At 69.0% G+C, this 25529-nt stretch carries 23 protein-coding genes; 9 read left to right on the top strand and 14 right to left on the bottom strand.

Features of this window, described 5'->3' with window-relative positions:
* The first annotated feature begins 34 nt into the window (after positions 1 to 34).
* Positions 35 to 2104: an AMP-binding protein gene (locus AB8M46_RS21705; protein ID WP_394361358.1), complete on the top strand. Its 2070-nt coding sequence runs from the start codon at positions 35 to 37 to the stop codon at positions 2102 to 2104.
* On the opposite strand, the gene AB8M46_RS21710 is transcribed toward AB8M46_RS21705, so the two are convergent.
* Positions 2098 to 3714 carry an AMP-binding protein gene (locus AB8M46_RS21710; protein WP_394361359.1) on the bottom strand — a complete coding sequence of 539 codons (1617 nt, stop codon included), beginning with the start codon at positions 3712 to 3714 and terminating at the stop codon, positions 2098 to 2100. The genes AB8M46_RS21705 and AB8M46_RS21710 overlap by 7 nt on opposite strands.
* 107 nt (positions 3715 to 3821) lie before the next feature.
* Here AB8M46_RS21710 and AB8M46_RS21715 point away from each other — a divergent pair, with 107 nt between their 5' ends.
* On the top strand, positions 3822 to 4637 hold the full coding sequence (locus AB8M46_RS21715) for a helix-turn-helix transcriptional regulator (protein ID WP_038512728.1): 816 nt from the start codon (positions 3822 to 3824) through the stop codon (positions 4635 to 4637).
* 1 nt (position 4638) lies between these two features.
* Here the strand turns inward: AB8M46_RS21715 and AB8M46_RS21720 are convergent, their stop codons facing one another.
* Positions 4639 to 5196, bottom strand: a complete 558-nt coding sequence (locus AB8M46_RS21720; protein ID WP_125735835.1) for a hypothetical protein — start codon at positions 5194 to 5196, stop codon at positions 4639 to 4641.
* 106 nt (positions 5197 to 5302) lie between these two features.
* On the opposite strand from AB8M46_RS21720, the gene AB8M46_RS21725 reads away from it, so the two are divergent.
* Both AB8M46_RS21725 and AB8M46_RS21730 read left to right on the top strand, forming a co-directional pair.
* Complete coding sequence (locus AB8M46_RS21725) at positions 5303 to 6280, top strand: GlxA family transcriptional regulator (protein ID WP_037338763.1); 978 nt, start codon at positions 5303 to 5305, stop codon at positions 6278 to 6280.
* A 64-nt stretch (positions 6281 to 6344) separates the two neighbouring features.
* Entirely contained in the window at positions 6345 to 7331 is a 987-nt protein-coding gene (locus tag AB8M46_RS21730; protein WP_394361360.1) for an alpha/beta fold hydrolase, read from the top strand.
* A 168-nt stretch (positions 7332 to 7499) separates the two neighbouring features.
* On the opposite strand, the gene AB8M46_RS21735 is transcribed toward AB8M46_RS21730, so the two are convergent.
* Together AB8M46_RS21735 and AB8M46_RS21740 are read right to left on the bottom strand one after the other, a co-directional pair.
* The gene (locus AB8M46_RS21735; RefSeq protein ID WP_394361361.1) at positions 7500 to 8465 is read right to left on the bottom strand and encodes a DUF6528 family protein; all 966 of its coding nucleotides are present in this window, start codon (positions 8463 to 8465) and stop codon (positions 7500 to 7502) included.
* A 78-nt stretch (positions 8466 to 8543) separates the two neighbouring features.
* Positions 8544 to 9500, bottom strand: coding sequence for an Acg family FMN-binding oxidoreductase (locus AB8M46_RS21740; protein WP_037338774.1), 957 nt, complete (start codon positions 9498 to 9500; stop codon positions 8544 to 8546).
* A gap of 177 nt (positions 9501 to 9677) precedes the next feature.
* Here AB8M46_RS21740 and AB8M46_RS21745 point away from each other — a divergent pair, with 177 nt between their 5' ends.
* On the top strand, positions 9678 to 9953 hold the full coding sequence (locus AB8M46_RS21745) for a dsRBD fold-containing protein (protein ID WP_378421744.1): 276 nt from the start codon (positions 9678 to 9680) through the stop codon (positions 9951 to 9953).
* Positions 9954 to 9960: 7 nt separating this feature from the next.
* On the opposite strand, the gene AB8M46_RS21750 is transcribed toward AB8M46_RS21745, so the two are convergent.
* Positions 9961 to 11700: a GAF domain-containing sensor histidine kinase gene (locus tag AB8M46_RS21750; protein ID WP_394361362.1), complete on the bottom strand. Its 1740-nt coding sequence runs from the start codon at positions 11698 to 11700 to the stop codon at positions 9961 to 9963.
* A 129-nt stretch (positions 11701 to 11829) separates the two neighbouring features.
* On the opposite strand from AB8M46_RS21750, the gene AB8M46_RS21755 reads away from it, so the two are divergent.
* Complete coding sequence (locus AB8M46_RS21755) at positions 11830 to 12807, top strand: Acg family FMN-binding oxidoreductase (protein WP_394361363.1); 978 nt, start codon at positions 11830 to 11832, stop codon at positions 12805 to 12807.
* A 149-nt stretch (positions 12808 to 12956) separates the two neighbouring features.
* On the opposite strand, the gene AB8M46_RS21760 is transcribed toward AB8M46_RS21755, so the two are convergent.
* Positions 12957 to 13589 carry a response regulator gene (locus AB8M46_RS21760; protein WP_394361364.1) on the bottom strand — a complete coding sequence of 211 codons (633 nt, stop codon included), beginning with the start codon at positions 13587 to 13589 and terminating at the stop codon, positions 12957 to 12959.
* A gap of 188 nt (positions 13590 to 13777) precedes the next feature.
* Here AB8M46_RS21760 and AB8M46_RS21765 point away from each other — a divergent pair, with 188 nt between their 5' ends.
* Positions 13778 to 14083 (top strand): ANTAR domain-containing protein, encoded by a 306-nt coding sequence (locus AB8M46_RS21765; RefSeq protein WP_037338780.1) that lies wholly within the window; start codon positions 13778 to 13780, stop codon positions 14081 to 14083.
* Positions 14084 to 14184: 101 nt separating this feature from the next.
* On the top strand, positions 14185 to 14559 hold the full coding sequence (locus tag AB8M46_RS21770; protein WP_037340135.1) for a response regulator transcription factor: 375 nt from the start codon (positions 14185 to 14187) through the stop codon (positions 14557 to 14559).
* A gap of 8 nt (positions 14560 to 14567) precedes the next feature.
* On the opposite strand, the gene AB8M46_RS21775 is transcribed toward AB8M46_RS21770, so the two are convergent.
* From AB8M46_RS21775 to AB8M46_RS21785, 3 genes are read right to left on the bottom strand one after another with little or no spacing between them, the layout of a single operon-like run.
* Positions 14568 to 19082, bottom strand: coding sequence for a HAMP domain-containing protein (locus AB8M46_RS21775; RefSeq protein ID WP_037340137.1), 4515 nt, complete (start codon positions 19080 to 19082; stop codon positions 14568 to 14570).
* 17 nt (positions 19083 to 19099) lie between these two features.
* Positions 19100 to 20179 carry a PAS domain S-box protein gene (locus AB8M46_RS21780; protein ID WP_394361365.1) on the bottom strand — a complete coding sequence of 360 codons (1080 nt, stop codon included), beginning with the start codon at positions 20177 to 20179 and terminating at the stop codon, positions 19100 to 19102.
* 32 nt (positions 20180 to 20211) lie between these two features.
* Positions 20212 to 20892 carry a response regulator transcription factor gene (locus AB8M46_RS21785; RefSeq protein ID WP_125735845.1) on the bottom strand — a complete coding sequence of 227 codons (681 nt, stop codon included), beginning with the start codon at positions 20890 to 20892 and terminating at the stop codon, positions 20212 to 20214.
* Between the two features lie 310 nt (positions 20893 to 21202).
* On the opposite strand from AB8M46_RS21785, the gene AB8M46_RS21790 reads away from it, so the two are divergent.
* Positions 21203 to 21472, top strand: coding sequence for a hypothetical protein (locus AB8M46_RS21790; protein WP_394361366.1), 270 nt, complete (start codon positions 21203 to 21205; stop codon positions 21470 to 21472).
* 108 nt (positions 21473 to 21580) lie between these two features.
* On the opposite strand, the gene AB8M46_RS21795 is transcribed toward AB8M46_RS21790, so the two are convergent.
* The 5 genes from AB8M46_RS21795 to AB8M46_RS21815 form a co-directional block, all read right to left on the bottom strand.
* A complete protein-coding gene (locus tag AB8M46_RS21795) occupies positions 21581 to 22138 on the bottom strand; it encodes a hypothetical protein (RefSeq protein WP_073843629.1) in 558 nt (185 codons plus the stop codon).
* A 148-nt stretch (positions 22139 to 22286) separates the two neighbouring features.
* A complete protein-coding gene (locus AB8M46_RS21800; protein ID WP_394361367.1) occupies positions 22287 to 23006 on the bottom strand; it encodes a GAF and ANTAR domain-containing protein in 720 nt (239 codons plus the stop codon).
* A 117-nt stretch (positions 23007 to 23123) separates the two neighbouring features.
* Positions 23124 to 23984 carry a spermidine synthase gene (locus AB8M46_RS21805; protein ID WP_394361368.1) on the bottom strand — a complete coding sequence of 287 codons (861 nt, stop codon included), beginning with the start codon at positions 23982 to 23984 and terminating at the stop codon, positions 23124 to 23126.
* A complete protein-coding gene (gene speD, locus AB8M46_RS21810) occupies positions 23984 to 24355 on the bottom strand; it encodes an adenosylmethionine decarboxylase (protein ID WP_016334696.1) in 372 nt (123 codons plus the stop codon). The genes AB8M46_RS21805 and speD overlap by 1 nt, the downstream gene beginning before the upstream one ends.
* Positions 24345 to 25487 carry a type III PLP-dependent enzyme gene (locus tag AB8M46_RS21815; protein ID WP_394361369.1) on the bottom strand — a complete coding sequence of 381 codons (1143 nt, stop codon included), beginning with the start codon at positions 25485 to 25487 and terminating at the stop codon, positions 24345 to 24347. The genes speD and AB8M46_RS21815 overlap by 11 nt, the downstream gene beginning before the upstream one ends.
* Positions 25488 to 25529 lie beyond the last annotated feature (42 nt).

A 25529-nucleotide genomic window follows, 5' to 3' on the forward strand; every position in this document is an offset into this window, starting at 1 on the left:
TCAACACCCGAACGCGCGTGGTGAGGCGAATCGCATGCGAGACGATGTGGTCCAGGCGAGCTCGATTCTCGGGCATTCCCCCGGCCAGGTTTGGGAAGTCATCGGCGATCCCGAGTCCTACTCGAGGTTCGTCGCGGAGATCAGCTGGTGCGAGCTCCAGCGTCCCGCCGAACGCGGGCGCGGCCCGAAATGCCTTGTCCGGCTGGAACCGCGGCCGGGAACGCTCGTCGTCGGCGAGATCGAGGCGCGGGTCTGGCGGCCGGGCGAGCACGTCGTGTGGTGCGGCGTCGAGAACGACGGCATCTGGGTCTCGGTCGAGCTGCGACAGTCCCCCGACGGTGGCACAGAACTCCTCGCGCAGCTGATGCTTCCGGCGCCGCACTCCCCGCTCGTGTCCGCCGCGTCCTTCAAACGCGCCGTCCGCGCGGCGGCCCGGCGGATCGATCTGCACCTTTCCGGCCGGGCGGCGTCACCTCAGGACGAACCGGCGCACACCAAGGCGACCACGCTGCACACCGCGAGCACGCTGATCAAGGCCGGGGTGCTCGCGGCCGCGCGCCCCGACAAGATCGCGCGGCAACTCACCTCGCTCTCGCAATGGGGCGCCACCGTCGCCGGCGGCTACTCGGCCAACGCCGCGCGCGTCCCCGATGAAGTCGCGCTGCACGATGAACGCAACGTCCGGACGTTCAAGCAGACGGCCGATCGCAGCAATCAGCTCGCGAACGCGCTGGCGGCCCGCGGCGTCCGCGCCCGCGACCGGATCGCCTTGCTGTGCCGCAATCACGCGACGATGGTCGAGTCGCTGATCGCGTGCAGCAAACTCGGCGTGGACGCGATCCTGCTCAACACCGGCCTGTCCGCCGGCGCGGTCGCGGACGTGATCGGGCTGCACAAACCGGTCGCGGTGCTCGCCGACGACGAGTTCTCACGGATCATCGCCGACATCCCCGGCGATTTCCTCCGGCTGTCCACCTGGCCGGAGACCGAGAACGGCTACCCGACGATCGACCAGTTCATCGCCGGGGTGCCCGCCACCAAACTCAAACCGGTGGACCGGATCGGCAGACTCGTCGTCCTCACCTCGGGCACCACGGGCACCCCGAAAGGCGCACGACGGCCGACGCCGAAGGGACTGTCGACGTCGGCCGCCATGCTCGACCGCATTCCGCTCCACTCCGGAGACCGCTTCGTCGTGGCCGCGCCGCTGTTCCACAGCTGGGGGCTCGCCGGAATGCAGATCGGGATGGCCGTACGGGCTTCGCTGTCGCTGATCCGCCGGTTCGACGCCGAAGAGATCCTGCGGACCATCGCGGAACATCGGTGCGGTGTGCTGTTCGCCGTCCCCATCATGTTGCAGCGCATCCTCGACCTGCCCGAACGGATCCGCAGCCGCTACGACCTGTCTTCGCTGCGGATCGTCGCCAGCAGCGGATCCGCGCTGCCGGGCACGATCGTCACCGAGTTCATGGACACCTTCGGCGACGTGCTCTACAACTTCTACGGCTCCACAGAGGTTTCGTGGGCCAGCATCGCCACCCCCGAGGACTTGCGCGCCGCGCCGACCACCGCCGGCCGCTGCCCGCCCGGCACCCGCGTCGCCATCCTCGACGACGACCACAAGCGGGTCCCGCCGGGCTGGGAGGGACAGATCTTCGTCGGCAACGACATGCTGTTCGAGGGCTACACCGACGGCGCCAGCGTGCCCCGCGCGGAGAACCTGATGGCGACCGGCGACGTCGGCTACCAGGACGCCGCCGGCCGCCTCTTCGTCACCGGCCGGGCGGACGAGATGATCGTGTCCGGCGGGGAGAACGTGTCCCCGCGTCCGGTCGAGGAGGCCATCGTCGCCCTGCCCGGCGTCCACGAGGCCGCCGTGATCGGTGTGCCGGATCGCGAGTTCGGGCAACGATTCGCGGCGTACATCGTCCCGAAACGCGGCGCGCGGATGAGCGCGGACGACGTCCGCGCCTACATCCACCACCGCCTGGCCCGTTTCGCGGTCCCGCGGGACGTGTACTTCGTCGAGGAGCTGCCCCGGAACGCGACCGGGAAGGTACTCAAACGGTTGCTACGGGACGAAACCTGGCCGATCGATCAGTAGCTCGAATGCTTCTGCCGCAGGAGGAATCGCTGGATCTTCCCGCTGGGTGTCTTGGGCAGCTCCGGCACGAAGCGCACGTCACGCGGGTAGGCGTGCGCGGCGAACCGGGTCTTCACCAACTGCTGCAGTTCGGAAACCAGGGCGGCATCGGCGGAAACACCTTCGCGCGCCACCACGTACGCCACGACCACCTCGCCGCGCAGTTCGTCCGGGACCCCGATCACGGCGCATTCGGCCACCGCGGAGTGTTGCTGCAGAACGCTTTCCACGTCGAACGGGCCGATGCGGTAACCCGCCATCAGGATGACGTCGTCGTCCCGTGACGCGAAGGTCAGGTAACCGGAGGCGTCCTTGGCGGCCACGTCGCCGGTGTAGTACCAACGTCCGTCGGGGCTGAACCGCGCGGCGGTGCGCTCGGGTGCGTCGCGGTAGCCCCGGAACCACACCAGCGGACTCGCCGAGAGGTCCAGGGCGACGCGTCCGCGTTCTCCCGGCTCGGCGATCACGTCGGCGTCTTCTCGGAGGACCTCGACGGCGAAGCCCGGCAGGACGCGCCCCATCGAACCGGGTTTGACCTCCGAGCGGAGGTCCGGATGCCAAGCGTTGCCGACCACCATGCCGAGTTCCGTCTGTCCATAGTGGTCGTAAACGCCGACGCCGAGCTTCGACGACGCCCACTCCAGGACATCCGGGGTCAGCGGTTCACCCGCCGACGAACAGTGCCGCAGCCGGAGGCCGTCCGGCACCGGGGCGGCCGAGTTCCGGAGCGCGCGGTACACCGTCGGCGCGGCGGCGAAGTTGGTGACGCCGAACTTCTCCAGCACCGCCCAGGTCAGTTCGGCCGAGAAACCCGCGTGCAGCAACAGACTCCGCCTGCCGGTCGCCATCGGCGTCATGATCGCGTAGTACAGACCGTAGGCCCAGCCCGGGTCGGCGGCGTTCCAGAAGACGTCGTCGGCGCGGACGTCGAGCGCGAAGTCTTGGTACGCCTGGAAACCCGCGAGCGCGCGGAGCGGAATCGGGACAGCCTTGGGCGTCCCCGTGGTCCCGGAGGTGAACAGCTCGACCAGAACCCCGGCTCCACCGGTCTCCGCGGATCCCGGCAGCGGCGCGGCGTCGGCCAGCATCTCGCGGAACGACAGGTCGCCGTCCTCGCCCTCTCCGACCACCACGATCCGCCGCGCCGGGTCGGCGGGCAGATCGGCGGACGGCGTCAGCTTCGAGCGCTGATTGGCGTCGGCGATGACGACCTTCGTACCGTTGCCGGTGATACGCAACGCGATGGCGGGCGGCGCGAACGCGGTGAACAGCGGGACGTGCACCGCGCCCAGCCGCCAGATCGCGAGCAGCGCCACCACGAGCTCCGCCGACTTGCCCATCAGCGTCGCCACCCGGTCCCCCGGTCCGACACCTAGACCGAGCAGCGCCCCGGCGAAGCGTTCGGACTGCTCACGCAGCTCGCCGTAGGTGAGGTCCACACTGGTCAGATCCGCCTCGACCACGGTGAACGCGACCGCCTCCGCCGGATGCCGGTCGCACAACAGCGTCGCCGCACTGGCCCGCTCGTCGTCGTAGACCTCGAGCAACCGCCGGACGTGAGTGTCGGTCATCGTTTCTCCCGGGACGTGGCGAAGGCGTACAGTTCCGGAAATCGTGCGGGCGGGCCCGACCCGCCCACCACCCCCGATCGAGGGGGATCACCGAGGAGGGTGAGCCGATGCCGGTCGACGACGCCCAGCTGCTCGGCGCGGTCTCGGACCTGCGCCGGGACACCGGCCTGCCGGTCGGTTTCGCCGGGATCGCCGGCACCTCACCGCGGATGCGGCTGACCGCGTTCCTCGGCAACCGGGGCACCGCGCTGAACGGCCTGTCCGTCCGCGCGGGCTGCGGTCTCGGCGGCAAGGCGCTCGCGCTGACGAGGCCGGTGGTCGCCAACGACTACCACCGCGCCACCACGATCAGTCACGACTACGACGAGCCGGTCCGGGACGAGGGCATCCACTCGGTGGTCGCCATCCCGGTGGTCGTGCGCCGTCGCGTCCGCGCCGTGCTGTACGGCGGCCTGCGCGACGAGGCGACCCTTTCCGACCGGACGATCACCGCCGCCCTGCACGCCGCGCGCGATCTCGAACAGACGTTGGCCGTCGAGGACGAGATCGAGCAGCGGCTGGCCGAGGCACGACCGCTGGCCGAACACCACGAGGAGGCCGCCCCGCGCGAACGCCTTCGCGAGGTCTACGCGGAGTTACGGGCGCTCTCCGGCCAGCTCGACGACAGTGTTCTCCGCGACCGCCTCGACGCGGTGTGCGAGAACCTCACGGGCGCCGTTTCCCCCGCGCTACGCCTGGCGCCGCGGGAGCTCGACACGGTCTCGCTCGTCGCGCTCGGGCTGACGAACGCCGAGATCGCACACCGGCTGGGCCTGACCGCGGAGACGGTGAAGAGCTACCTGCGGGACGCGATGCGCAAACTCGACGCAACCTCGCGGCTGCAGGCCGTCACGCATGCGCGCCGGGCGGGTCTGCTCCCCTGACTCAACCCGCGGGAACCGGCGAAACCGAGGAGATGCAGTACTTGTCGCCCGCCTCTCGCCGGACCTCCATCGTCCCGTTGTAGGGCTCGCTGTGATCCAGGGTGCCGGTCGTCGTCACCAGGATCAGGTCCGGGCTCACCGCACGCGGGTCTTTCGCGCGGAGCGAGGCATTGCGGTCGCCGTACTCCTTCGCCGCCTGGCGGACCTTGTCCTTGGCATCCGCGCAGGCGGACTCGGCGGCCTTGTCGGGCTCGTCACCGAACACCGCGAGCATGAACTTGCCCGCCAGCACCGGGCCCCAGTCGAGCTGCAGCGGGGTCTGCGTCGCGGAACTCGAAGACTTGCTGTCGCTCAGCAGGAACCCGGGCGCGACGAACGCCAGGATCACGAAGACGACCACGACGAGCGCGCCACCTCCGGCGATCAAGCCGATCAGCAGCCCGTTGCCCTTCTTCGGCGGCGGGTATCCCTGCTGCGGGTACTGCTGTTGCGGATATTGCTGCTGGGGGTACTGCTGCGGATGCCACTGCGGCCCTTGCGGTCCCTGCGGATACGACATCGACGGTTCCTTCCCCCGGCCAACCTGGTGCGCGAGGAATCTACCGTCCCCTTCGGACAGTCGAAAACCGGCTCCACCGCAGGTCCGGTCTCCCTACAATCGCCCCATGAGACGGCTGGCCGTGGTGGTCTTCAACGGGGCGTCGCTCGGCGCGATGTCCTTCGCGTTCGGGGTGTTCGAGATGGCTTCGGCCTTCGGGGAGCTACCCGACCTCGACCTCAGGGTCGTCGGCGGTGAACCCGGCACCGCCTTGCGAGGCGGCGGCCTGACCGTCCCGGTCCCCGAAGATCTCGACGCGGTCCGGGACGCGGACTTGGTGCTGGTCCCCAATTGGCGGTCGCCGATGGAGGATCCGCCGGAAGCGGCGCTGGCGGCTCTCCGCTCGGCGCACGACCGTGGTGCCCGGGTCGCCGGACTGTGCAGCGGAGCCTTCGTGCTGGCCGCCGCCGGGCTGCTCGACGGGCGCCCCGCGACCACGCACTGGGCGATGGCGCCGCTGCTCGCGGCCCGGTTCCCCGCCGTCCGCCTCGACGAGTCGGTGCTCTACATCGACGACGGCGACATCCTCACCGCGGGCGGTGGCGCGGCGGGGATGGACCTCGGCCTGCACTTGATCCGCTCCTGGTGCGGCGCGGAGGTGGCGAACCGGCTGGCGAAGGGCATGGTCGTCCCGCCGCATCGGCCGGGTGGGCAGGCGCAGTACATCGAATCGCCGATGCCGGAACTCGACGAGGGCGACCCGGTGTCGGAGACGATGGCCTGGGCGCTGACCAGGCTCGACACGGCACTCCCGGTCGATGAACTCGCCAGGCGGGCGCATATGAGCAGGCGCAACTACGACCGCCGGTTCCGCGAGATCACCGGCGCCGCACCCGGGACATGGCTCACGCATCAGCGCGTCATCCGGGCACAGCAGTTGCTCGAATCCACCGATCTCCCGGTCGACGAGATCGCCAGGTACTGCGGGTTCTCCTCGTCGGCCGCGCTCCGGCCGCATTTCCGCCGCCAGGTCGGGGTCACGCCGGTGTCGTATCGGGAGACGTTCGGGACCAGGCTGGGCGTGCCGGAACCCATGCTGTCTTGAAACTGATCCTGGTTGGCGAAAACACCACTCACGGCGGGCGCCGCGACCGGGCCACGATCAGGACATGACCGAAAACAGCCGTTCCTTCCTCAACCGCCGGTCCATGCTCACCCTCGGCGCGGGGGCCGCGGCCGCGCTGGTGGCCTCGGGTGGCGTCGCCGAGGCGAGCCGGCCCGCCGCGACCGACGCCGAACTCGCGCGGTCGCTGCCCGGCGGCTTCCGCAGCGAGTACGCCCAGGTCAACGGGGTCCGGCTGCATTACGTCGCCGGTGGCCGGGGTGAGCCGCTGATTCTCCTGCCGGGCTGGCCGGAGACCTGGTGGCAGTACCGCAAGGTCATGCCGGAGCTGGCGAAGCGGTATCGCGTGATCGCCGTCGACCTGCGGGGAATGGGCGGTTCGGACAAGCCACCGGGCGGGTACGACAAGAAGACGATGGCCCGCGACATCTTCGAGCTCGTCCGCGCGCTGGGCCACCGGCAGGCCCATATCGCCGGACACGACATCGGCGCCATGGTCACGTTCGCCTTCGCCGCCAACCACGCCGAAGCCACGAAGACCGTCACGCTCATGGACGTCTCGCACCCCGACGAAAGCCTGTACCAGCTCCCGATGCTGGCCCCGCCCGGGCAGCCGGTGAACGTCTGGTGGTTCGCCTTCAACCAGGTCGCGACGCTGCCCGAGCAGCTGCTGACCGGCCGGTCGCGGTTCCTCGTGGATTGGATGTTCGACCACCTGGCGGCCGACCCTGCCTCGATCGGGAGCCGGGACCGGGCGATCTACGCCGCCGCGTACGACCGACCGGACGCCATCCGCGCCGGGAACGGCTGGTACCAGGCGTTCGGCCAGGACATCGAGGATCAGAAGGCGTACGGGAAGATCACCGCGCCCATGCTGGGGCTGGGCTCGGAGTTCAACTACGACTACCTCGCCGCGGTCCTGCCGTCCAAGGCGGCCGACGTCCGGGTGCGGAAGGTCTCCGGTTCCGGGCACTTCGTCGCCGAGGAGCAGCCGCGGACCGTCATCGACGAATTGCGGACCTTCCTCGGGTGAGGCGTATACCCCGAATGGGTCAACGCCGCGCGCCGAACGACCCGATTCACTCGGTCAGGTGAAAGACGCGGCGAGCCGTCATTCTCGCGGCGAGGGGCCCTCTTCTCTGGTGTGTCGGTACCGGCCGGGCAGCCCCCCGAACGGCCGGTACCGACATGGAAGTTCAGCTCAACCGATCCACCAGCGGGCCTTGTAGATCCACGCGCCGTGCAGCGCCAGCTCGGCGCGTGGAAAGGCCAGCCGGACGGTGTCCGTGCACCAGGTGCACAAGTGGCCCTCCTGCACGGAGGCCGTCAGGATCTGGCCGGTCCGCGGGTTCGTCGACACGCTCTTCACATGCGGCCGGTCGATCTCGCGAGCGCCCGCGTAGCGCTGGGTGAACGCGCCACCCGTCTTCGAGAACTGGTACACCCCAGCTTCCGTCGTCACCCACAGCAGGTCCGGCCGGTCCGGGACCGGCTGGAGGTCGTGCCCGCCCTTGGTCGGCACCGGGACCGACCGCTGCTCGGTGAGCACCGGAGCGGCGGGCGTCCCGCCGACGCTCAACGCGACGAGCGCGTCGGTGCCCAGGGCCCACAACACGTTCCGTCCGGCGTCCCACACCACGCCGTGCGCCCCCACCAGCCGGTATTCGGCGTAGGTCGTCGAACGCTGCCCCTGCGAGGCGGTGTAGACCCGCACCCAGCCGCCGGTGCTGGCCGCCACCGCGACGTTCCCGTCCGGCAGCAGTTCGATGCTGTGCGGATTGGCCGGGCCGCCCACGTTCGCCGCCCAGTACGCCCGGTCGCCCGCCGGATACGGCACAACGGCCGCGAAACCACCCGACGCCGACGTCAGCAGGTACTTCTCGCCGCCTCGTTCGGCGAGCTTCGCGTCGCTCGGGTTGCTCCAGGAGCCGGCCAGATCCGCCAGCCCGTTGGCGGCGTTCGGCGCCCACGCCCAGCTCACCTTCCGCTCCCGCCAGGACGTCCGGTCGGCGGGCAGGACCAGGATGCGCTTGGACGCCTGCTCGGTGATGACGATCGAGCCGCGATCGCGCCCGGCGGCGTCCGCGTCCGCCACCGCCGGCGCGGACGCCGCGACCGACAGGCCGGCGATGGCCAGCGCCACCAAGGATTTCCGCATGATCTTCATACCCAGACCGAACCCGCCCGGGATGACGGGTGGGTGGCGGCCATCGGAAACGTGGATGTCGGCGAGGTGACCCCGGGATCAGAGGCTCGCCTCGGACCGCCGGAACAGCACTTCACCGATCGGACGGCGGGCCGTCATCGCAGCCGGGCGGCCGTACCCGAAGCGCAACACCGCGTGCGGGCGGCCGAGATCGGCGAAGACCCGGTCCATCGCCGCCCGGGTCTCCGGGGTTTCGAACGGCCTGCCGACGAACGACGTCGCGAGACCGGCGGCCGTCGCGGTCAGCAGTACCCGCTGCAGCACCATTCCCGCCCGCAGATCCGCGGCGGGGCCGCCACCGGCGGTGAGGACCGCGCCGAGCACCGGTTCACCGCCTTCGGGTTCGGCGGCGATGAAGGACTCCTGCGCGGGAATGCCGTGCGGTGACGGCGGTCTGGTCGGTGCCTGGACGCCGTCCGGCGCGTGGGCCGTGCGCCGCGTCCACAGCGCGACCTCCGCCTGGAACGCGCCGTTGCGGGCCTGCGCGGCCTCGGCCCGGTGCAGCACCCGCGCGACCGCGTTCGCCCGGTCGCCGCGGCCGAACAGTTCCAACAGCCCGCCTTCCACCAGTGCGGCAGCGCGCAACGTCGTCCGCGCCCAGACCGGCACCGGCCGGTCCGCGAACGGACGGCGGTTCGTGTGACGGCGGAAGACGACCTCGGCCAGCTTCCGTTCCTCCGGCGACGAGAACCGGTCGCCGCCGATCACGAGTTCGGCGAGCAGGTCCGGCTCCTCCGGCTTCGGGACCAGCCGCAGCGAGACGGTCTTCCCGTTGGACCGCAACGAAACGATCAGGTTGAACAACGCGGCGCCGCACGAAAGCCGCGCCTCGCGGGCGTCCGGGTCGGCGATCCGGAGCACCCTGGCGCGATCGAGCCACACTTCGATCCGCCCTCGGTCGACGACGAACCGCCACGGCTGGGTGTTGAGCGGGGACGGCGCACGGACGGCCGCCGCCACCGCCTGGTCGACATGGGTCGGTAACGGGATCTTCATCGTGTGCTCCCGAAGAAAGGGGTTGATCCACCATCGGCCGGGGTACCCGGCGACCGCAGCGGCCGCCGGTCACGAGTTCCGAGGACTTTCGCCCCCGATTCGCGGAGAGCGAGGACCAAGGACCCTGTGCCACGGACGGCCCCGATGAGAGTCTCTATGACCGGAACGGAGCCCACGATGACGGACAAATGGACCATCGACGTGTCCCTGCAGCACGAGCCGTACCGGGTACGCGCGGAAGCATTGCTCCGTCTCGAGGACGGCGGCGAGTTCGTCGGCGTCGGAATCGCGGAGGCCGGGCTGAGAAACGGTGCGGCGTCCCAGATCGGTTCCTATCTCGCCGTGACGCGGGCGCTTTCGGACCTCACCGCGGAACTGCTGGAGACCGTCGCCTCCGACGTCGCCCGCTCGGTCGAAGTCGACGGGCTCCTCGCCACGCAGTCGACGAACTGAACCCCGGTCAGCGCAAGGGGGCGGACCAGTCGATCCTGGTTCCGCCCCCTTCGCACGTCTCCGCCCGGAACGTCCCGCCCGCCTTCTCCGCGCGATCACGAAGATTCCGCAGCCCGCCGAAACCGCCGGACTCGCCGATCCCGGTGCCGTCGTCGGTGACCACGATCCGCAGGACGTCGTCCTTCACCGCGACGCTCACCGAAACGCCGCTCGCCCGCGCGTGCCGGACCACGTTGCCGACCGTCTCCCGCACCACCGCCTCGGCGTGTTCGGCGAACGGGAGCGGGATCGAGTCGAGCGGCCCGGACAGGCTGACCGTCGGATGCAGTGGGGTGTCGTCGGTCAGTTCGGTGATCGAGTCGTAGAGGCGATGCCGCAGCCGCACCCCCTGCTGGCCCGCCTCGCCGCCGTGGAGGTCGAAGATCGCCGTGCGGATCTCGTGCACGATCTCGTGCATCTGGTCGATGCTCTCCCCGATCCGCCGCCGCAGTTCCGGCGAATCCGCGCGGCGGTGGGTGCTCTGCATGGCGAGACCGACCGCGAACAGCCGCTGGATGACGTGGTCGTGCAGATCCCTGGCGATCCGGTCGCGGTCGGCGAGCACGTCGAGCTCCCTGGCGGTGCGCTGCCGCGCGGCCAGCTGGAGCGCGAGCGCGGCCTGGTCGGCGAACGAGGCCACCACCGGCAGCTGGGCGAGCTCGAACGGGACCGCGCCCGGATTCCGCACCGCCATCAGCACCCCGGACGTCCGTTCCCGCGCGCGGAGCGGCACGACGAGCGTCGGGCCGAGGCCGATCTCCCCGTCGGGACCTAGTACCAGTTCCGGCACGCTGCGCGGAGTCCGGTCTCGATAGACCGCCCCCGGCAACGACGTGGCGACACTGATCCGCACCCCGGTCAGCTCCGCCGCCCGCGCGCCCGCGCACACGGCGATGGTCAGCTCGTCGGCCTCCTCCTCGCCGTCCGGGCTGACGTCGAGCCTGCCGGAGCCGGGCAATGCCAGCAAAGTGAGATCGGAACCGGTGAGTTCGAGCGCCCGGCCGGCGATCAGGTTGAGCGCGTCGACGGGGTCGGTACCGCCCAGCAGTTCCGTGGTCACCTCACTGGTGGCCGCCTGCCACCGCTGGCGGATCCGCGTCTGCTCGTACAGGTGGGCGTTCTCGATCGCTATCCCGGCCGCGGCGGCGAGCGCCTGGACGACCACCTCGTCGTCGTCGGTGAAACTTTCCCCGCGTTTCTCGGTCAGGTAGAGATTCCCGAACACCTCGTCGCGAACCCGGATCGGCACGCCGAGGAACGAACGCATCGGCGGATGGCACGGCGGGAACCCGACCGACGCGGGATGCCGGGAGATGTCGGCCAGGCGCACCGGTTTCGCCTCGTCGATGACGAAACCCAGCAGTCCGTGACCTTTCGGGAGATGTCCGATCTGTTCCTTCGTTTCGCCGTCGATGCCGTGATAGACGAATTCGGCGAGCGAACCGTCGTCCGCGATCACCCCGAGCGCGCCATAAGTCGCTTCGCCGAGATCGATCGCCGCCTGCACGATCCGGTGCAGCGTCGTGTCCAGCTCCAGCCCCGACGCGACCGCGAGCACCGCTTCGAGCAGGCCGTCCATCTTGTCGCGGGTGCCGATGAGCCGTTCGATGCGGTCCTGGAGATCCCGCAGCACCTCACGAACCTTCAGCTGGGACAGCGCGCCGGTGATCCGGTCGTCGCTTCCGCCCAGCCGGTCATGAGCCGACATCCTGCTCCGCCTCCGAAGATCGGGACGACTCCCGGCCGTGGTGACTTTCTCCTCTTTCGGCCCCGCACCGCGGGCGGGACCGTCTCATCAGACAACCGTATTGCCCGTGGCGCAGCGGCGGGGGAAACCATGACCATACAAGTCACCAGGGTCGGACGTTTGAACTCCGAACAGGTGAATTCCGTGCTCCGGTCGGCCATGCTGGCCCCGTCGACGCACAACACCCAGCCGTGGCTTTTCCGGTGCACCGGCACCGGGATCGAGGTGCACGCCGATCCGCGCCGTATTTTACCCGTCACGGATCCGGACGGACGCGAACTCGTGCTCTCGTGCGGCGCCGCCCTGTTCACCCTCCGGACGGCGATTCACGCACTGGGCTTCCATCCGGCGACGACCCTGATGCCCAGCCGCGCCGAGCCCGACCTGCTGGCCGTCGTCCGCCCGCTCGCCGAACGCATGCCCGATCAGAAGGTCGTGCGGCTGGCCCGGGCGATCCCCCGTCGTCGGACCAACCGGCGGCCGTTCCTTTCCAGCGTCGTCCCGAAACCGACGCTCACCGCGCTTCGCCACGCCACCGAACTCGAACACGCGTGGATGCCGAACCTCGACGCCGAACAATGCCGTCTCCTGCACGACCTCACCGCCCGCGCCCGCCGGGAGCAACTCGCCGACCCCGCCTTCCTCGCCGAACTCGGCCGCTGGACCGGACTGGGCGCGAACACCCGCGACGGTGTGCCGTCCTACGCGATGGAAGGCAGCCCCGCCGACGAAAGCTGGCTCCTCGACGAATTCGGCGACGCGGCCGGCGATCCGCGGCCCGCCCCGCTCGTGGTGGCGATCGGATCGCTGACCGACGACCGGCTCGACCGGCTGCAGGCGGGCCAGGCCCTGCAACGGGTGCTGCTCACCGCGACCGCCACGGGACTAGACGCGTCGTTCATCTCGCCGCCGATCATGGTCCGCGAGGCCCGTGCCGAACTGCGGCGGATCCTCGGCTGCGGGGTGTGGCCGCAGGTGCTGCTGCGGGTCGGCTACGGCTCGCCGCTGCCGTGGACGCCGCGCCGGCCACTGGACGACGTACTGCTCGATACGCTCATTTCCGCTTGACTCGCGCGGCCCCGCCCTGTGTCATGAACGACCCTTTCAGGACATCCCGCACCTCGCGCATGTCAGGAAAGGGTCGTTCATGACACTTTTCGTCCTGAACGACCCTTTCCTGACATTCGGGGCCGAGCGAGGATCGCGCCTCGAAAACGTCACTGCCGACGCAGTTCCGTCGCCAGCACCGCCGCCTGGGTCCGCCGCTGCATCCCGAGTTTCGTCAGCAACCGCGACACGTAGTTCTTCACGGTCTTCTCGGCGAGGAACATCCGTTCGGCGATCTGCCGGTTGGTCAGCCCCTCGCCGATCAGCTCCAGCAACGTGCGTTCCTGCTCGGAGAGGCCCGCCAGCGGGCCCTTCTTGGCGGCGTCGTCGCGGAACTTCGCCATCAGCGTCGCGGCGGCCCTCGCGTCCAGCAGCGACCGGCCGAGGCCGACCTCCTTGACCGCCGCCACCAGGTCCATCCCGCGGATGTCCTTGATGACGTACCCGCTCGCGCCCGCCATGATCGCGTCCAGCATCGCCTGTTCGTCGGTGTACGACGTGAGCATCAGGCATTTGAGTTCCGGCATCCGGGATCTCAGTTCCCGCGCGAGTTCGACGCCGTTGCCGTCCGGCAGCCGCACGTCGAGCACCGCGACGTCCGGCCGCAGCGCCGGGATCCTCGCCAGCGCTTGGGAAAAGGTCGCGGCCTGCCCGACAACGCACAGGTCGGCCTCCTCCTCGAGCATGTCCGCGACCCCTCGACGGACCACCTCGTGGTCGTCGACCAGAAACACCCGGAGCATTCCGACCTCCACGGTTCCCCCTCCTCGGCTGAGCGTACGGTGCACGGCCGGTCACTGCGACAGGCCAAAGGGCCCTGTTCGGCGCCCGTTCGAGTGGCTGCCGCCGACCGGACCAGGTTCATTTGCATCATTCGAGTCAGGACGTTCTGTTCTTCCCGGAGCAGTCACGCCGCTGCGACGATCGCTTCATGTCCGAGACCACGCTTTCGCCTACCCCGTCGCCCGGCTCTCCCGACCCGGCCGACGACCTCGTGGCGATGCGCAACCGAATCCGCTTCTACCGCGCCCGCGCCGAGCAACTCCAGTACGCGCTGGATCACCGGCTTCCCATCGAGCAGGCGAAGGGTATCCTCGCCGAGCGCTACCAGATCGACATCGACGCCGCGTTCGAACTGCTGCGTTCGTTCTGCCGCAACAACAACATGAAGATCCACGACGTCGCCAGGACGCTCATCGAGCAGCCGAGCGAGGGCGACCGCCGGATCTCTTGCTGAGTCACGCCATGTTCGGCGGGGGGCCCGCGACCACCACCGGCGCCGCAGACCGCGCGGGCACGGACTGGGTGATGAACCGAACGCCACCCCCCAGACTTCGGGTGCTCGTCGCGGACGACAACCCGGTCATCGGCGATGCCCTGCGCGCCCTCCTGGACTCCGAGCCGGACATCGAGGTGGTCGCCGTCGCGCTGGACGCCGGCGAAGCGGTCGCGCTCGCCGAGCTGCTGTCCCCCGAGGTCGCCGTGCTGGACGTCCGGATCCCCGGCGGTGGTGGCGCGTGGATGGCGCGGGAGATCCGGCGCCGGGTGCCCCATACGCGGTTGATGGCGTTCTCCGCGCACAGCGACACCCGCTCCATCGCCCAGATGGCGTCCGCGGGCGTCACCGAGTACCTCGTGAAGGGCAGTCCCAACACCGAGATCGTCGCGGCCATCCGCCGCATCTGCGCGAACAGCGCCAACGGGACCGAGTAGCCAGGACTTCAGTCCGTGAGCCAGCGTTCCATACAAGCCAGGAGTTCCTCCGCGTTCACGGGTTTGGTCACGTAGTCGCTCGCCCCGGCGGCGAGGCTCTTCTCGCGGTCCCCTTCCATCGCCTTCGCGGTGACGGTGATGATCGGCAGTCCGGCGAACTTCGGCATCTCGCGGATCGCCGCCGTCGTCGCGTGGCCGTCCATCTCCGGCATCATCACGTCCATCAGGATCAGGTCGATCCCGTCGTCGGCCAGCAGTTCCTCGATACCCTTGCGGCCGTTGGGCGCGTGCACGACCGAAAGTCCGTGCAGTTCGAGCATTCCCGAGATGGCGTAGACGTTGCGGGCGTCGTCGTCGACGAGCAGCACCTTGCGTCCCTGGAGCCTCGCCGGCCCGGCGGGCGGATCGGACGGCTGGTCCGAGGCGGGCACGGTCTCCACCGGACTCACCTCGGGCTGGCGCATCAGCGGCAGGATGCCTTCGAGTTCGCTGGCCGAGATGTGCAGCATGATCCGCTCCCGCAGCATGTCCAGCGAAGGCAGGAGTTCGACGGGATGCACCCGCGCGTGTCCGTGCAGCAAGCGGTCCTGTGCGGCGCTGAGCTTGCGGGTCGCGTACGCCAGCACCGGGACTTCGACCGGATCCGGACCGTCGACGAGCCGTTTGAGGAACGTCAAGGCGCTGGTCCCGGGGATGCTGGTGTCGAGCACGACGCAGCGGTAGCTGTCGCGTTTCAGTTCCTCGAACGCCTCCGCCGGGTCCGACACGGCACGGACCTGGACCGAGCCGTGGCTGTCCGCGATGTCGGCCGCGACCCCGCGGGCGAGCAGGGTCAGCAGACTGTTCTGCTCGCTCTCCACCACCAGCACCCGCCGTTCCGCGGCGGAGTTGTCCACAGTGGACTCTTCGAGGCTCACGGGTGCGGTGAACCTGGCGACCGGCAGGTAGAGGGTGAACGTGCTGCCGGTCCCCAGGACACTGTCCGCCCGGATCTCGCCGCCGAGCAGATAGGCGACCTCGCGGCTGATCGACAGGCCGAGCCCGGTGCCTCCGTACTTGCGGCTGGTGGTGCCGTCGGCCTGCTGGAAGGCGCCGAAGATCGAATCGAGGTTCTCCTCGGCGATCCCGATCCCGGTGTCGGTGACGCTGAAGGCCACCAGGGACTCGTGCGAGGGTCCTCCGGACGGCGAAACGATGGTGTCGACCAGTTTGACCCGGAGCTCGACGCTGCCGTCTTCGGTGAACTTGACCGCGTTCGACAGCAGGTTCCGCAGCACCTGCCGCAGCCGCTGCTCGTCGGTGAACAGCAGCTCCGGAACGTTGGGTTCGACGGTGACCTGGAAGTCGAGCCCCTTCTCGGCGGTCAGCGGCCGGAACGTCGTGCCGACGTAGTCAAGCAGCTGGCGCAGCGGGAACGGCTCGTGGTGGATGTCCATCTTGCCCGCCTCGACCTTCGACAGGTCGAGGATGTCGTTGATCAGCTGCAGCAGGTCGGTGCCCGCGGATTGGATGACCTTCGCGAACTCGACCTGTTTGGGCGTCAGGTTCTGGGTGGAGTTCTGCGAGAGCACCCCGGCGAGGATCAGCAGACTGGTCAACGGGGTCCGGAGTTCGTGCGACATGTTGGCCAGGAACTCCGACTTGTACTTCGACGCCAGCGCGAGCTGCTGCGCGCGTTCCTCGATCTCCTGGCGCGCCTGCTCGATTTCGAAGTTCTTCACCTCGATGTCGCGGTTCTGCCGGGCGAGCAGTTCGGCCTTCTCCTCCAGCTCCGCGTTGGACACCTGCAGTTTCGCCTGCTGCGCCTGAAGCTCCTCGGAGCGGGCCTGCAGTTCCTCGGCGAGCCGCTGGGATTCCTCCAGCAGCGAGTCGGTCCGCGCGTTGGCGATGATCGTGTTGACGTTGACCCCGATGGTCTCCATCAGCTGTTCGAGGAAGTCCTTGCGGACGGCGGTGAATTCGCCGAACGACGCCAGTTCGATGACGCCGAGCACCTGGTCTTCGAAGACGATCGGCAGCACGATCAGGGTGACCGGCGGGGCCGAGCCGAGACTCGACGAGATCTTCACGAACCCCGGTGGCGTCCGGTCGACCACGATCGGTTTCTTGGTCTGCGCGGCCTGCCCGATCAGCGACTGCCCCATCGCGAAATCCGAGGGCGCGTCCGGTGCCTCGCTGTGCCCGTAGCTGGTGATCAGCCGCAGCCGCGTGCCGCTCTCCCCCGGTTCGGTGAGGAACAACGTGCCGTGCTGGGCGCCGACCAGCGGGGTCAGCTCGTTCATGATCAGCGTGGCCACCACCCGCAGGTCCCGATGGCCCTGCATGAGGCCCGAGATCCGGGCCAGGTTGGTGTTGAGCCAGTCCTGCTCCTCGTTCGCTCGCGTGGTCTCGCGCAGCGACTGGACCATCGCGTTGATGTTGTCCTTCAGCTCCGCGACCTCGCCCTGCGCCTCGACGGAGATCGACCGCGTCAGGTCGCCGGTCGCCACCGCGCTGGTCACCTCGGCGATCGCCCGGACCTGCCGGGTCAGGTTCCCGGCGAGCTCGTTGACGTTCTCCGTCAGCCGCTTCCAGGTACCCGAAACGCCTTCGACCTCGGCCTGACCGCCGAGCCGTCCTTCGCTGCCGACCTCACGGGCGACGCGTGTGACCTCCGCGGCGAACGCGGAAAGCTGGTCGACCATCGTGTTGATGGTGGTCTTGAGCTCCAGGATCTCGCCGCGCGCGTCGACGTCGATCTTGCGGGACAGGTCTCCCTGCGCGACCGCGGTGGTCACCTGGGCGATGTTGCGGACCTGGCCGGTGAGGTTGTTCGCCATCGAGTTGACGTTGTCGGTGAGGTCCTTCCAGGTGCCGGCGACGTTCGGCACCCTGGCCTGCCCGCCGAGGATGCCCTCGGTGCCGACTTCCCGCGCCACGCGGGTGACCTCGTCCGCGAAGGCCGACAGCGTGTCGACCATCGTGTTGATCGTCTGCGCGAGCGCGGCGACCTCGCCCTTGGCCTCGACGGTGATCTTCTGGGACAGGTCACCCCTCGCGACCGCGGTCGCCACCTGGGCGATGGAGCGCACCTGATCCGTCAGGTTGTCGGCCATGACGTTGACCGACTCGGTCAGCCCCTTCCACGTGCCCGACACACCCTTGACGTCCGCCTGACCACCCAGCCGCCCCTCCGTACCCACCTCACGGGCGACACGGGTGACCTCGTCGGCGAATGACGACAACTGGCCGACCATCGTGTTGATGGTGTCCTTGAGCTCCAGGATCTCGCCGCGGGCGTCGACGCGGATCTTCTGCGAGAGATCGCCCTTCGCGACCGCGGTGGTGACTTCAGCGATCGACCGCACCTGGTCGGTGAGGTTGTCGGCCATGACGTTCACGGACTCGGTCAGGCCCTTCCAGGTACCCGACACACCCTTGACGTCCGCCTGACCACCCAGCCGTCCTTCGGTGCCGACCTCGCGGGCCACGCGGGTGACCTCGTCGGCGAACGACGACAACTGATCCACCATCGTGTTGATCGTGTTCTTCAACTCCAGGATCTCGCCCCGCGCGTCCACGGTGATCTTCTGCGAGAGATCACCCTTCGCCACCGCCGTGGCGACCTGGGCGATCGAGCGCACCTGCGCGGTGAGGTTGCCCGCCATGAAGTTCACCGACGTCGTCAGATCCCGCCACGTCCCCGCCACCCCGGGCACCTGGGCCTGCCCGCCGAGCGCGCCCTCGGTGCCGACCTCGCGCGCGACACGGGTGACCTCGTCGGCGAACGACGACAACTGATCCACCATCGTGTTGATCGTGTTCTTCAACTCCAGGATCTCGCCCCGCGCGTCGACCGTGATCTTCTGCGAGAGATCACCCTTCGCCACCGCCGTGGTGACCTCGGCGATGGACCGCACCTGATCGGTCAGGTTCCCCGCCATGAAGTTCACCGACGTCGTCAGATCCCGCCACGTCCCGGCGACCCCGGGGACTTCCGCCTGACCGCCCAGCCGTCCCTCGCTGCCGACCTCGCGAGCGACTCGCGTGACCTCGTCGGCGAACGACGACAACTGATCCACCATCGTGTTGATCGTGTTCTTCAGTTCGAGCATCTCGCCTTTGACGTCGACGGTGATCTTCTGCGAGAGATCGCCCTTCGCCACCGCGGTCGCGACCTCGGCGATGTCACGGACCTGGCCCGTGAGGTTGCCCGCCATCGCGTTCACCGAATCGGTGAGGTCCTTCCACGTTCCCGAAACCGAGGGCACCGCCGCCTGGCCGCCGAGCTTCCCGTCGGTCCCCACCTCGCGCGCGACCCGGGTGACCTCGGAAGTGAACAGCGCCAGCTGATCGACCATCCCGTTGAAGACGACCGCCATCTCGTCCATCAGGACGTCGTCCACCTGGGGCAGGCGGGTGCTGAAATCGCCGTCGCGAACGGCTTTCAGCCCCTCCAGCAGCCGCTGCAGGCCTTGGTCGTCGATCGCCCCGCCCACCCGGACCACTTCTCTCGTCCCGCGCTTGCTTCCCGGTTCCGGCATCGAAGTGCCTCCTTCGTTCATGTCCGCGAGGGTCCGGGAGGGCCCAGCGGAATCCAGAAGGTCACCGAAGTACCTTCGCCCGGCCTGCTGGAGATCCGGAACCAGCCTTGCGCCGCTTCCGCACGTTCACGCATCGACGCCATTCCGATGTGCTCGCCCGACAAGGTCCCGTGCGCGTTCTCGCCGTCCGGTTTCAGCCCGTCGCCGTCGTCCGCGATCTCCACCAGCAGACCGTCGTCCTGTCCGGTCAGCGAGACCACGACGGTGCGGGCGTTCGCGTGTTTGCGCACGTTCACCAGCGCCTCCTGGAGAATCCGGAAGGCGGTGACCACGAGGTCGGGCGGCGGGGTGACGGCGAGATCGTGCCGCAGGGTGCAGTCGAGGCCCCAGCCGGCGACGACCTCGTCGAGATAGTCGCGGACGGAAGCGATCAGGTCTTCGTCGTTCAGCGCGGGCGGGCGCAATTGGGCGACGAGGATCCGTAATCGTCGGATGGCCCCCTGAATCGCTTCGTCGAGTTGCATCAAAGCCGGATCACGCCGTTGTGCGGCGAGCATCTGCAACCGCATGCTCACCGCGATCATCGACTGAATGGAATCGTCGTGAACATCCCACGCGATACGGCGACGTTCGGTTTCCTGTGCGCGGACCAAATGCGCGAACGCCTGTCGCCGTTCGGTCCTTTCCTCCAGTGTTTTCCGGCGTTCGGTGAGATCACGGGTGACCTTTCCGAAACCGACGAGACCGCCCTGTTCGTCGCGCAACGCGGTGATCACGGTGTTGGCCCAGAACCGCGACCCGTCACGGCGGACACGCCAGCCCTCGTCCTCGTGGCTCCCCATCTCCGCGGCGACCAGCAGTTCCGCCGCGGGTTTGCCGTCGGCGACGTCGGCCTCGGTGTAGAAAACGGAGAAATGGCGGCCGAGGATCTCGTCCTGGGAGTATCCCTTGATCCGTTCCGCCCCCGGGTTCCAGCTGATCACCCGCCCGTCGGCGTCCAGCAGGTAAATGGCGTAGTCGGCCACGCTGTGCATGAACAACTCGAAGAGCACAGCGCTGCGGTGATCAGGCGTCTGTTCCGATGGCAGCATGGCCATAGTGCAGCTTGGCACTCGGATACGTCTCCCCGCTACGGCCGTTCGAGGAGGCCATTCTTCCGTGCGTGCACCACTGCTTCGAGTTTCGAATGGGTCCCGGTCTTCACCAGGATCCGCTGCACGTGATTCCGCACGGTATTCCGCGCGAGCCGCAGTTCTTCGGCGATCCGGTCGGTTCCGGCGCCTTCGGCGATCAAACCCAGCACCTGCCGTTCCCGCAGGGTCAGCACCGGGCCGATCCGGCCCGAACCGCCGCCCAGCATGGCCAGCGCGCCACTGAGCAATTCCGGGTCGATGACCATGTCGCCCGCCGCGATGGTCCTGATCGCGGTGATCAGCTCGTCGAGGAGACCGGATTTCAACAGCAGCCCGGCCCCGCCGACCTCGAGGATCCTGGCGACGATGGCGCTGTTCGCGTCGCCGGTCAGCACCAGCACCCGGCTCGACGGGGAGACCGCGCGGAACCCGGCGATCGCCTCGATCCCGTCGCCGTCCGGGAGCCGCCGATCGAGGAGCACGATGTCGGGCCGGTGTTCCTCCGCCGCGATCATCCCGTGGGCCAGGGACTCCACGGACGCCACCAGGTCGATCTCCGGGAACTCCTCGAAGGCCGCGCCGAGGGCTTCGGCCACCATTTTGTGGTCCTCGACGAGCAGCACCCGGATCGGGGCCGCGGCCGGGGGCATGGGCTGCGGGGAGTTCGGGTTCGGCATGCACCTTCTCCGTCGATCGTGGTCTCGCCGGACCATTGTCCGGCAGATTCCCGGAAATCAATCCTGCCCACGGCCGTATTCACCCGCGTGCGGATTCGCGATCGGCGCGCCGGCGCATTGTCCCACCGCCGCCGCCCCGGCTGTCCTTTCGACGCCAACCCGTGACCCGCCGTACCCGTCCGGCGACCGAGTGGGGTCTTTGTGCCCTCGATGGCACAACCTTCGGCGCTGACCGGAACGGCCTTCGGTACCGCATCGTCGTAAGGGACGAATTCGACGGCCGTGACCACGGGAAGAGGGTGACCGGGACGTGACCACGAGAATCTGCGAGACCCGCCGCCGTCCCGGCACGCACGCCTCCGGCCGCCGGGTGCCGCTCGCCGCCGAACTCGAGCGGTTGCCGCGGGTCGTGGCGAAACCGGAGACACACGGCTCGCTGCTCGACGACGTCCTGACCGCGATCCGGCATCTCGACGGCGCGGCCCTCGCCACCCGGTCGCGGCGCCGCTTCCCGCGATGGAGCCCGCGGGACCGGCGCGTCCAGCGTCTGCGCGGCTGGCTCAGCGGCGTCCCCGGCTGACCCGTCATTCGCGTGATCGAGGGCGGAACTCGCGTGATTGGAGCCGGAACTCTCGAGTTCCGGCTCCAATCACGCGTGTGACGGCTCCAAGCACGCGAGTTCCGCCGGTCATACCGGGCGCCACCGGCCGATGTCGGACTCCATCGGCACGATCCGGGTCAGCGACGAGCGGATCTTCAGCTCCATCGCCCTGTCCCGGCCCCGGGTTCCGCGCGGCGCGTACGGGTAGAAGGTGCCGCGTTCGCGGCGGTACACCATCGTCAGCCGCGGGTGACGCATGTCCCGCAGCTCGGCGAAGTCGACCGTCGTGTGCAGCAGCCACGACGCGAACCCGGCCTGCGCCAGCCTCTCGTTGACGTCGACGAGGTCGTCGAGCAGCCAGCCGAGGTCCCCGTTCTCCCGCCAGCAGCGGACGATCGTCCTGCCGTGCGCGTCGTGGGTGACCACGTTGCGGCGGGCGGAATCCCCGGCGAGACCGGCGATGATCTCCGCCTCCGTCCCCGCACCGGGACGTCCCTCCGCGACGAAGCAGACCGTCCCCGAACCGGTCGGCGCGAGCGCGTGACCGGACCGCAGCGTCAGCACCGCCGACCTCAATTCCAGCAACGGAAGCAGGCTCGGCCGTACCGACCGGCTCTTCCCGAGAAGGCTTCCCAACAACGCCATGACTCCACCGCACCTTTCGTCTGGGTGAAGCCTTTCCGATTACGTCCTCGCGCCCTAGGGCCGCACGGTCGCGCATCGACGGGGACAAGTCATCGGTTCCGGTGACCAACGGCCCTACCAGCGATCGACCGGCATTTTCCGTCGAATTTCACCGGTTTCGCGGCCGGAGGAGTTTCCGGGTGTCCAGTGTTCCTTCGACGACGCCGCGTGCGACGTCCGACAGCTTCTTGTTCGAACTACGGGCGAAGGAACGCATGCGGTTGAATGCGGTGCCGAGGTCGATACCGGCGCGTTCGGCGAGCATACCCTTCGCCTGCTCGATGACGACCCTGCTGTCGAGCGCCCTCTGCAACTGCTCCGACAGCGTCCGGTAGTGCCGCAATTCCCGCTGCTGCAGGAGACACAGCGTCGCGACGTCGGCGAGCGCGCGGCCGAGCCGGTGGTCTTCGGCGCTCAGCACGACGGTTTCGGCACTGAGGAAGGCGATCGAACCGACGGTTTCATCCATCGCCCGCAACGGAAGCGCGGAAACCGCGGCGAAGCCTTGCCCTGCCATCCTGGCGACGTAACCCGGCCAGCGCGAGATCTCGGCGGAAAGGTCGTGCACGGCGATGTCCTTCCCGGTTTCGAAGGATTCGAGCGCGGGCCCGTCCTCCGCGACCGCGGAATGGCGTTCGAGTTCCACGCCGGGCAGGAAGACCTCGGTGGAGTCGATCGGCAGCAGCCGTGCGCATTCGCTGGACAAGGTGTCCACGACCCGATCCGGTCCGAGGTCTTCCGTGACACTCGCGGTCAAACTCGCGAAGGCGGCACAGACCGCGGGCTCTCTGTCCGCCCTGGCGGCGATTTCCGCGTTCCAGCTACCCACTAGAGGGATTCTGGCCCGCACCGCGACACCCGGCAACGACCAGATGGAGGATCCTGTGACCGAGGGCCACGCACAGCGACGACCGGTGATCTCGGCGGGACACCGGTCGCCGGGCTCTCAGTGGCTACGCAGGGAAAACGGCGGCACCGTGTTCGCCCTCAGCGCGTCTTCGTCCATAGTGGACTCCCCGATCCCCGCCTTGCCGATCTTTTCCGCGACGAGGGCGCCGGGGTCGGCGATCGTGTCGGCCCTGCCGGTCAGGAAGGCCCACTCGTGCTCGTCCGAACCGTAGTAGAGCACGGTCCCGAACGACTCGGTGAACCGGCGCCAGGACGTGATCAGTGTCCGGTTGCGCCACAGCGTCGGGCAGCCGGCCTGACAGCCGACCACTCCCCCGTCGGTGAGCAGCGCCGTGCACCGGGCCAGGAAGTCGGTTCCGTACAACCGGTTGTGCTGCGCCGCCGGGTCGTCGTTCTCGTCCGGCAGGTCGATCACGACCACGTCGTAGGAGTCGCCGCGCTCCCGGGCTTCGGCGAGGAACTCCCAGCCGTCGCGGTAGTGGACCCGGATCTTCCCCTCCCCGCGTTCGGCACGGCCGAGCTCGTCGAGGGTGTAGCCGTACGGAAGATGTTCGGCGCAGACACGCACCGCTTCGGCGTCGATGTCGACGTGGTCGACCACCTCGGCCCCGGCCGCGACGGCGAGCTGGGAGGCGACCCCTTCGCTGGACCCGATGATCAGCACCCGCTCGACGCGTTCGGCGAGCAGCAGCGTCGGCACCATCAGGGCCTCGTGGTAGACGAGCTGGCTCAGCTCGGTGCTCTGCCGTTCGTCGTCGCAGAAGAGCGAGATCCCCTGCGCGGTCCGTCCGATGAGGACGTTCTGGAACGCGGTGCGGCCCTCGAACAGGACCTCCTCGACGTCCCAGTTCCGGGTGAGCCCCGCGCCCATCGGCTCGACGATCACTCGCTGCGCCATCAGTTCTCTCCTCGTTCCACAGTGGACATCCGGACGGTGCCGGCGCCCAGCATCTTCGCCAGCAACGCGACCGCGCGTTCCGGATCGGCCCGGTCCCCGCAGGTGAACACGTCGACGAACACCGAGCCGATCTCCGGATAGGTGTGCACCGACGCGTGCGATTCGGCCAGCAGCGCGAGCACCGTGACCCCTTGCGGGGCGAAGGAATGCGACACGACCTCGCAGACCGTCGCCCCCGCCTCGGTCACCGCTTCGGCGAGGGTCTTCTTGAGGAGTACGGCGTCGTCGAGCAACGACGGCTCGATCCCCTCGAACTCCGCGAGTACGTGGCGGCCGGCGAACCGGCCGACGAGTGGTTCTTCACCCGGCATCGGCGAACCTCCCCACACAATAGGTGCGCAACGGCTCGATTCCGTTGAAAGCGACGGAAGAATAGCTGGCGGTGTACGCCCCGGTTCCCGGGATGTCCAGCCGGTCGCCCGCCTTCAACGACCTCGGCAGCGCGCACGGCGTCCGCTGGTACAACACGTCGTCACCATCGCAGGTCGGCCCCGCGAGGACCACCGGTCCTTGCGGTCCCTTGACGCCGACGGGCTCCAGCCGATACGCGACGGCTTCGTTCTCGCACTCGGCCATTCCGTTGTATCTGCCGACGTCGAGATAGACCCAGCGGCGTTCGTCGGCGGCGGCGCGAGTGGTCACCAGGACGACTTCGGTCCTGATCAGCCCGGCGTCGGCGACGATCACCCGGCCCGGCTCCAACAGCAGTTCCGGCTCCGGGAGGTGCTCACGGAGGGCGGCGTGGATCGCCGCCGCGTAGTCCGTCAGCGACGGCACGGGTTCCCGGTGCTCGGTGGCGAAACCGCCCCCGATGTTCAGCCGCTCCAGTACGACACCCGCCTCCGCGGCGACCTTGGCCGCGGTCGCGATCCCGATCTCCCAGGCGGCCGGATCCGGCTGCTGCGAGCCGACGTGGAACGCGATTCCCGGGCGCAGCCCGGCATCCACGGCCTGGCGGAGCAGGGCCGCGGCCATCGCCGGTTCGCAGCCGAACTTGTGGCCGAACGGCGTGACCGAATCCGGGCCGCCGGTGAGCAGGCGGACCGAGACCAGCGAACCGGGCGCGTGCTCGGCCAGATTCGCCAGATCGCCGGCGGAGTCCGTGGTGAATTCACGGACTCCGCGCGCATAGGCGAAGGCGATGTCCGCCGGTTTCTTGATCGTGTTGCCGTACGCCAGTTCCGCCGGCCGCGCGCCCCGGGACAGGCACAGCTCGATCTCCGCCGTCCCCGCCACGTCGAATCCCGCGCCGGTCGACGCCACCGCGTCGAGTACCTCGGGAGCCGGGTTCGCCTTGACCGCGTAACGGATCAGCGCACCCGGGAAAGCCGCCGAGACCGCGGCCGCACGCTCCGCGACCAGATCGGTGTCGACGACCAGGCACGGCGTCGGCGGCTCGCGATCCGCCAGGAAGGCGCGGATCCGGTTCAGGCTTTCGGTCACACGCCCCAGGGTGTCAAAGGCCGATCACCGGCCTGGAACCCG

Origin of the sequence: Amycolatopsis sp. SB7-3 (genome assembly GCF_041021335.1) — a bacterium.
GTDB classification, from domain to species: domain Bacteria; phylum Actinomycetota; class Actinomycetes; order Mycobacteriales; family Pseudonocardiaceae; genus Amycolatopsis; species Amycolatopsis japonica.

Bases quoted from the DNA above. Each gene is read 5' to 3' on its own strand.
- AB8M46_RS21705 (WP_394361358.1), top strand. From the start codon at position 35: ATGCGAGACGATGTGGTCCAGGCGAGCTCGATTCTCGGGCATTCCCCC.
- AB8M46_RS21710 (WP_394361359.1), bottom strand. From the start codon at position 3,714: ATGACCGACACTCACGTCCGGCGGTTGCTCGAGGTCTACGACGACGAG.
- AB8M46_RS21715 (WP_038512728.1), top strand. From the start codon at position 3,822: ATGCCGGTCGACGACGCCCAGCTGCTCGGCGCGGTCTCGGACCTGCGC.
- AB8M46_RS21720 (WP_125735835.1), bottom strand. From the start codon at position 5,196: ATGTCGTATCCGCAGGGACCGCAAGGGCCGCAGTGGCATCCGCAGCAG.
- AB8M46_RS21725 (WP_037338763.1), top strand. From the start codon at position 5,303: ATGAGACGGCTGGCCGTGGTGGTCTTCAACGGGGCGTCGCTCGGCGCG.
- AB8M46_RS21730 (WP_394361360.1), top strand. From the start codon at position 6,345: ATGACCGAAAACAGCCGTTCCTTCCTCAACCGCCGGTCCATGCTCACC.
- AB8M46_RS21735 (WP_394361361.1), bottom strand. From the start codon at position 8,465: ATGAAGATCATGCGGAAATCCTTGGTGGCGCTGGCCATCGCCGGCCTG.
- AB8M46_RS21740 (WP_037338774.1), bottom strand. From the start codon at position 9,500: ATGAAGATCCCGTTACCGACCCATGTCGACCAGGCGGTGGCGGCGGCC.
- AB8M46_RS21745 (WP_378421744.1), top strand. From the start codon at position 9,678: ATGACGGACAAATGGACCATCGACGTGTCCCTGCAGCACGAGCCGTAC.
- AB8M46_RS21750 (WP_394361362.1), bottom strand. From the start codon at position 11,700: ATGTCGGCTCATGACCGGCTGGGCGGAAGCGACGACCGGATCACCGGC.
- AB8M46_RS21755 (WP_394361363.1), top strand. From the start codon at position 11,830: ATGACCATACAAGTCACCAGGGTCGGACGTTTGAACTCCGAACAGGTG.
- AB8M46_RS21760 (WP_394361364.1), bottom strand. From the start codon at position 13,589: ATGCTCCGGGTGTTTCTGGTCGACGACCACGAGGTGGTCCGTCGAGGG.
- AB8M46_RS21765 (WP_037338780.1), top strand. From the start codon at position 13,778: ATGTCCGAGACCACGCTTTCGCCTACCCCGTCGCCCGGCTCTCCCGAC.
- AB8M46_RS21775 (WP_037340137.1), bottom strand. From the start codon at position 19,082: ATGCCGGAACCGGGAAGCAAGCGCGGGACGAGAGAAGTGGTCCGGGTG.
- AB8M46_RS21780 (WP_394361365.1), bottom strand. From the start codon at position 20,179: ATGGCCATGCTGCCATCGGAACAGACGCCTGATCACCGCAGCGCTGTG.
- AB8M46_RS21785 (WP_125735845.1), bottom strand. From the start codon at position 20,892: ATGCCGAACCCGAACTCCCCGCAGCCCATGCCCCCGGCCGCGGCCCCG.
- AB8M46_RS21795 (WP_073843629.1), bottom strand. From the start codon at position 22,138: ATGGCGTTGTTGGGAAGCCTTCTCGGGAAGAGCCGGTCGGTACGGCCG.
- AB8M46_RS21805 (WP_394361368.1), bottom strand. From the start codon at position 23,984: ATGGCGCAGCGAGTGATCGTCGAGCCGATGGGCGCGGGGCTCACCCGG.
- speD (WP_016334696.1), bottom strand. From the start codon at position 24,355: ATGCCGGGTGAAGAACCACTCGTCGGCCGGTTCGCCGGCCGCCACGTA.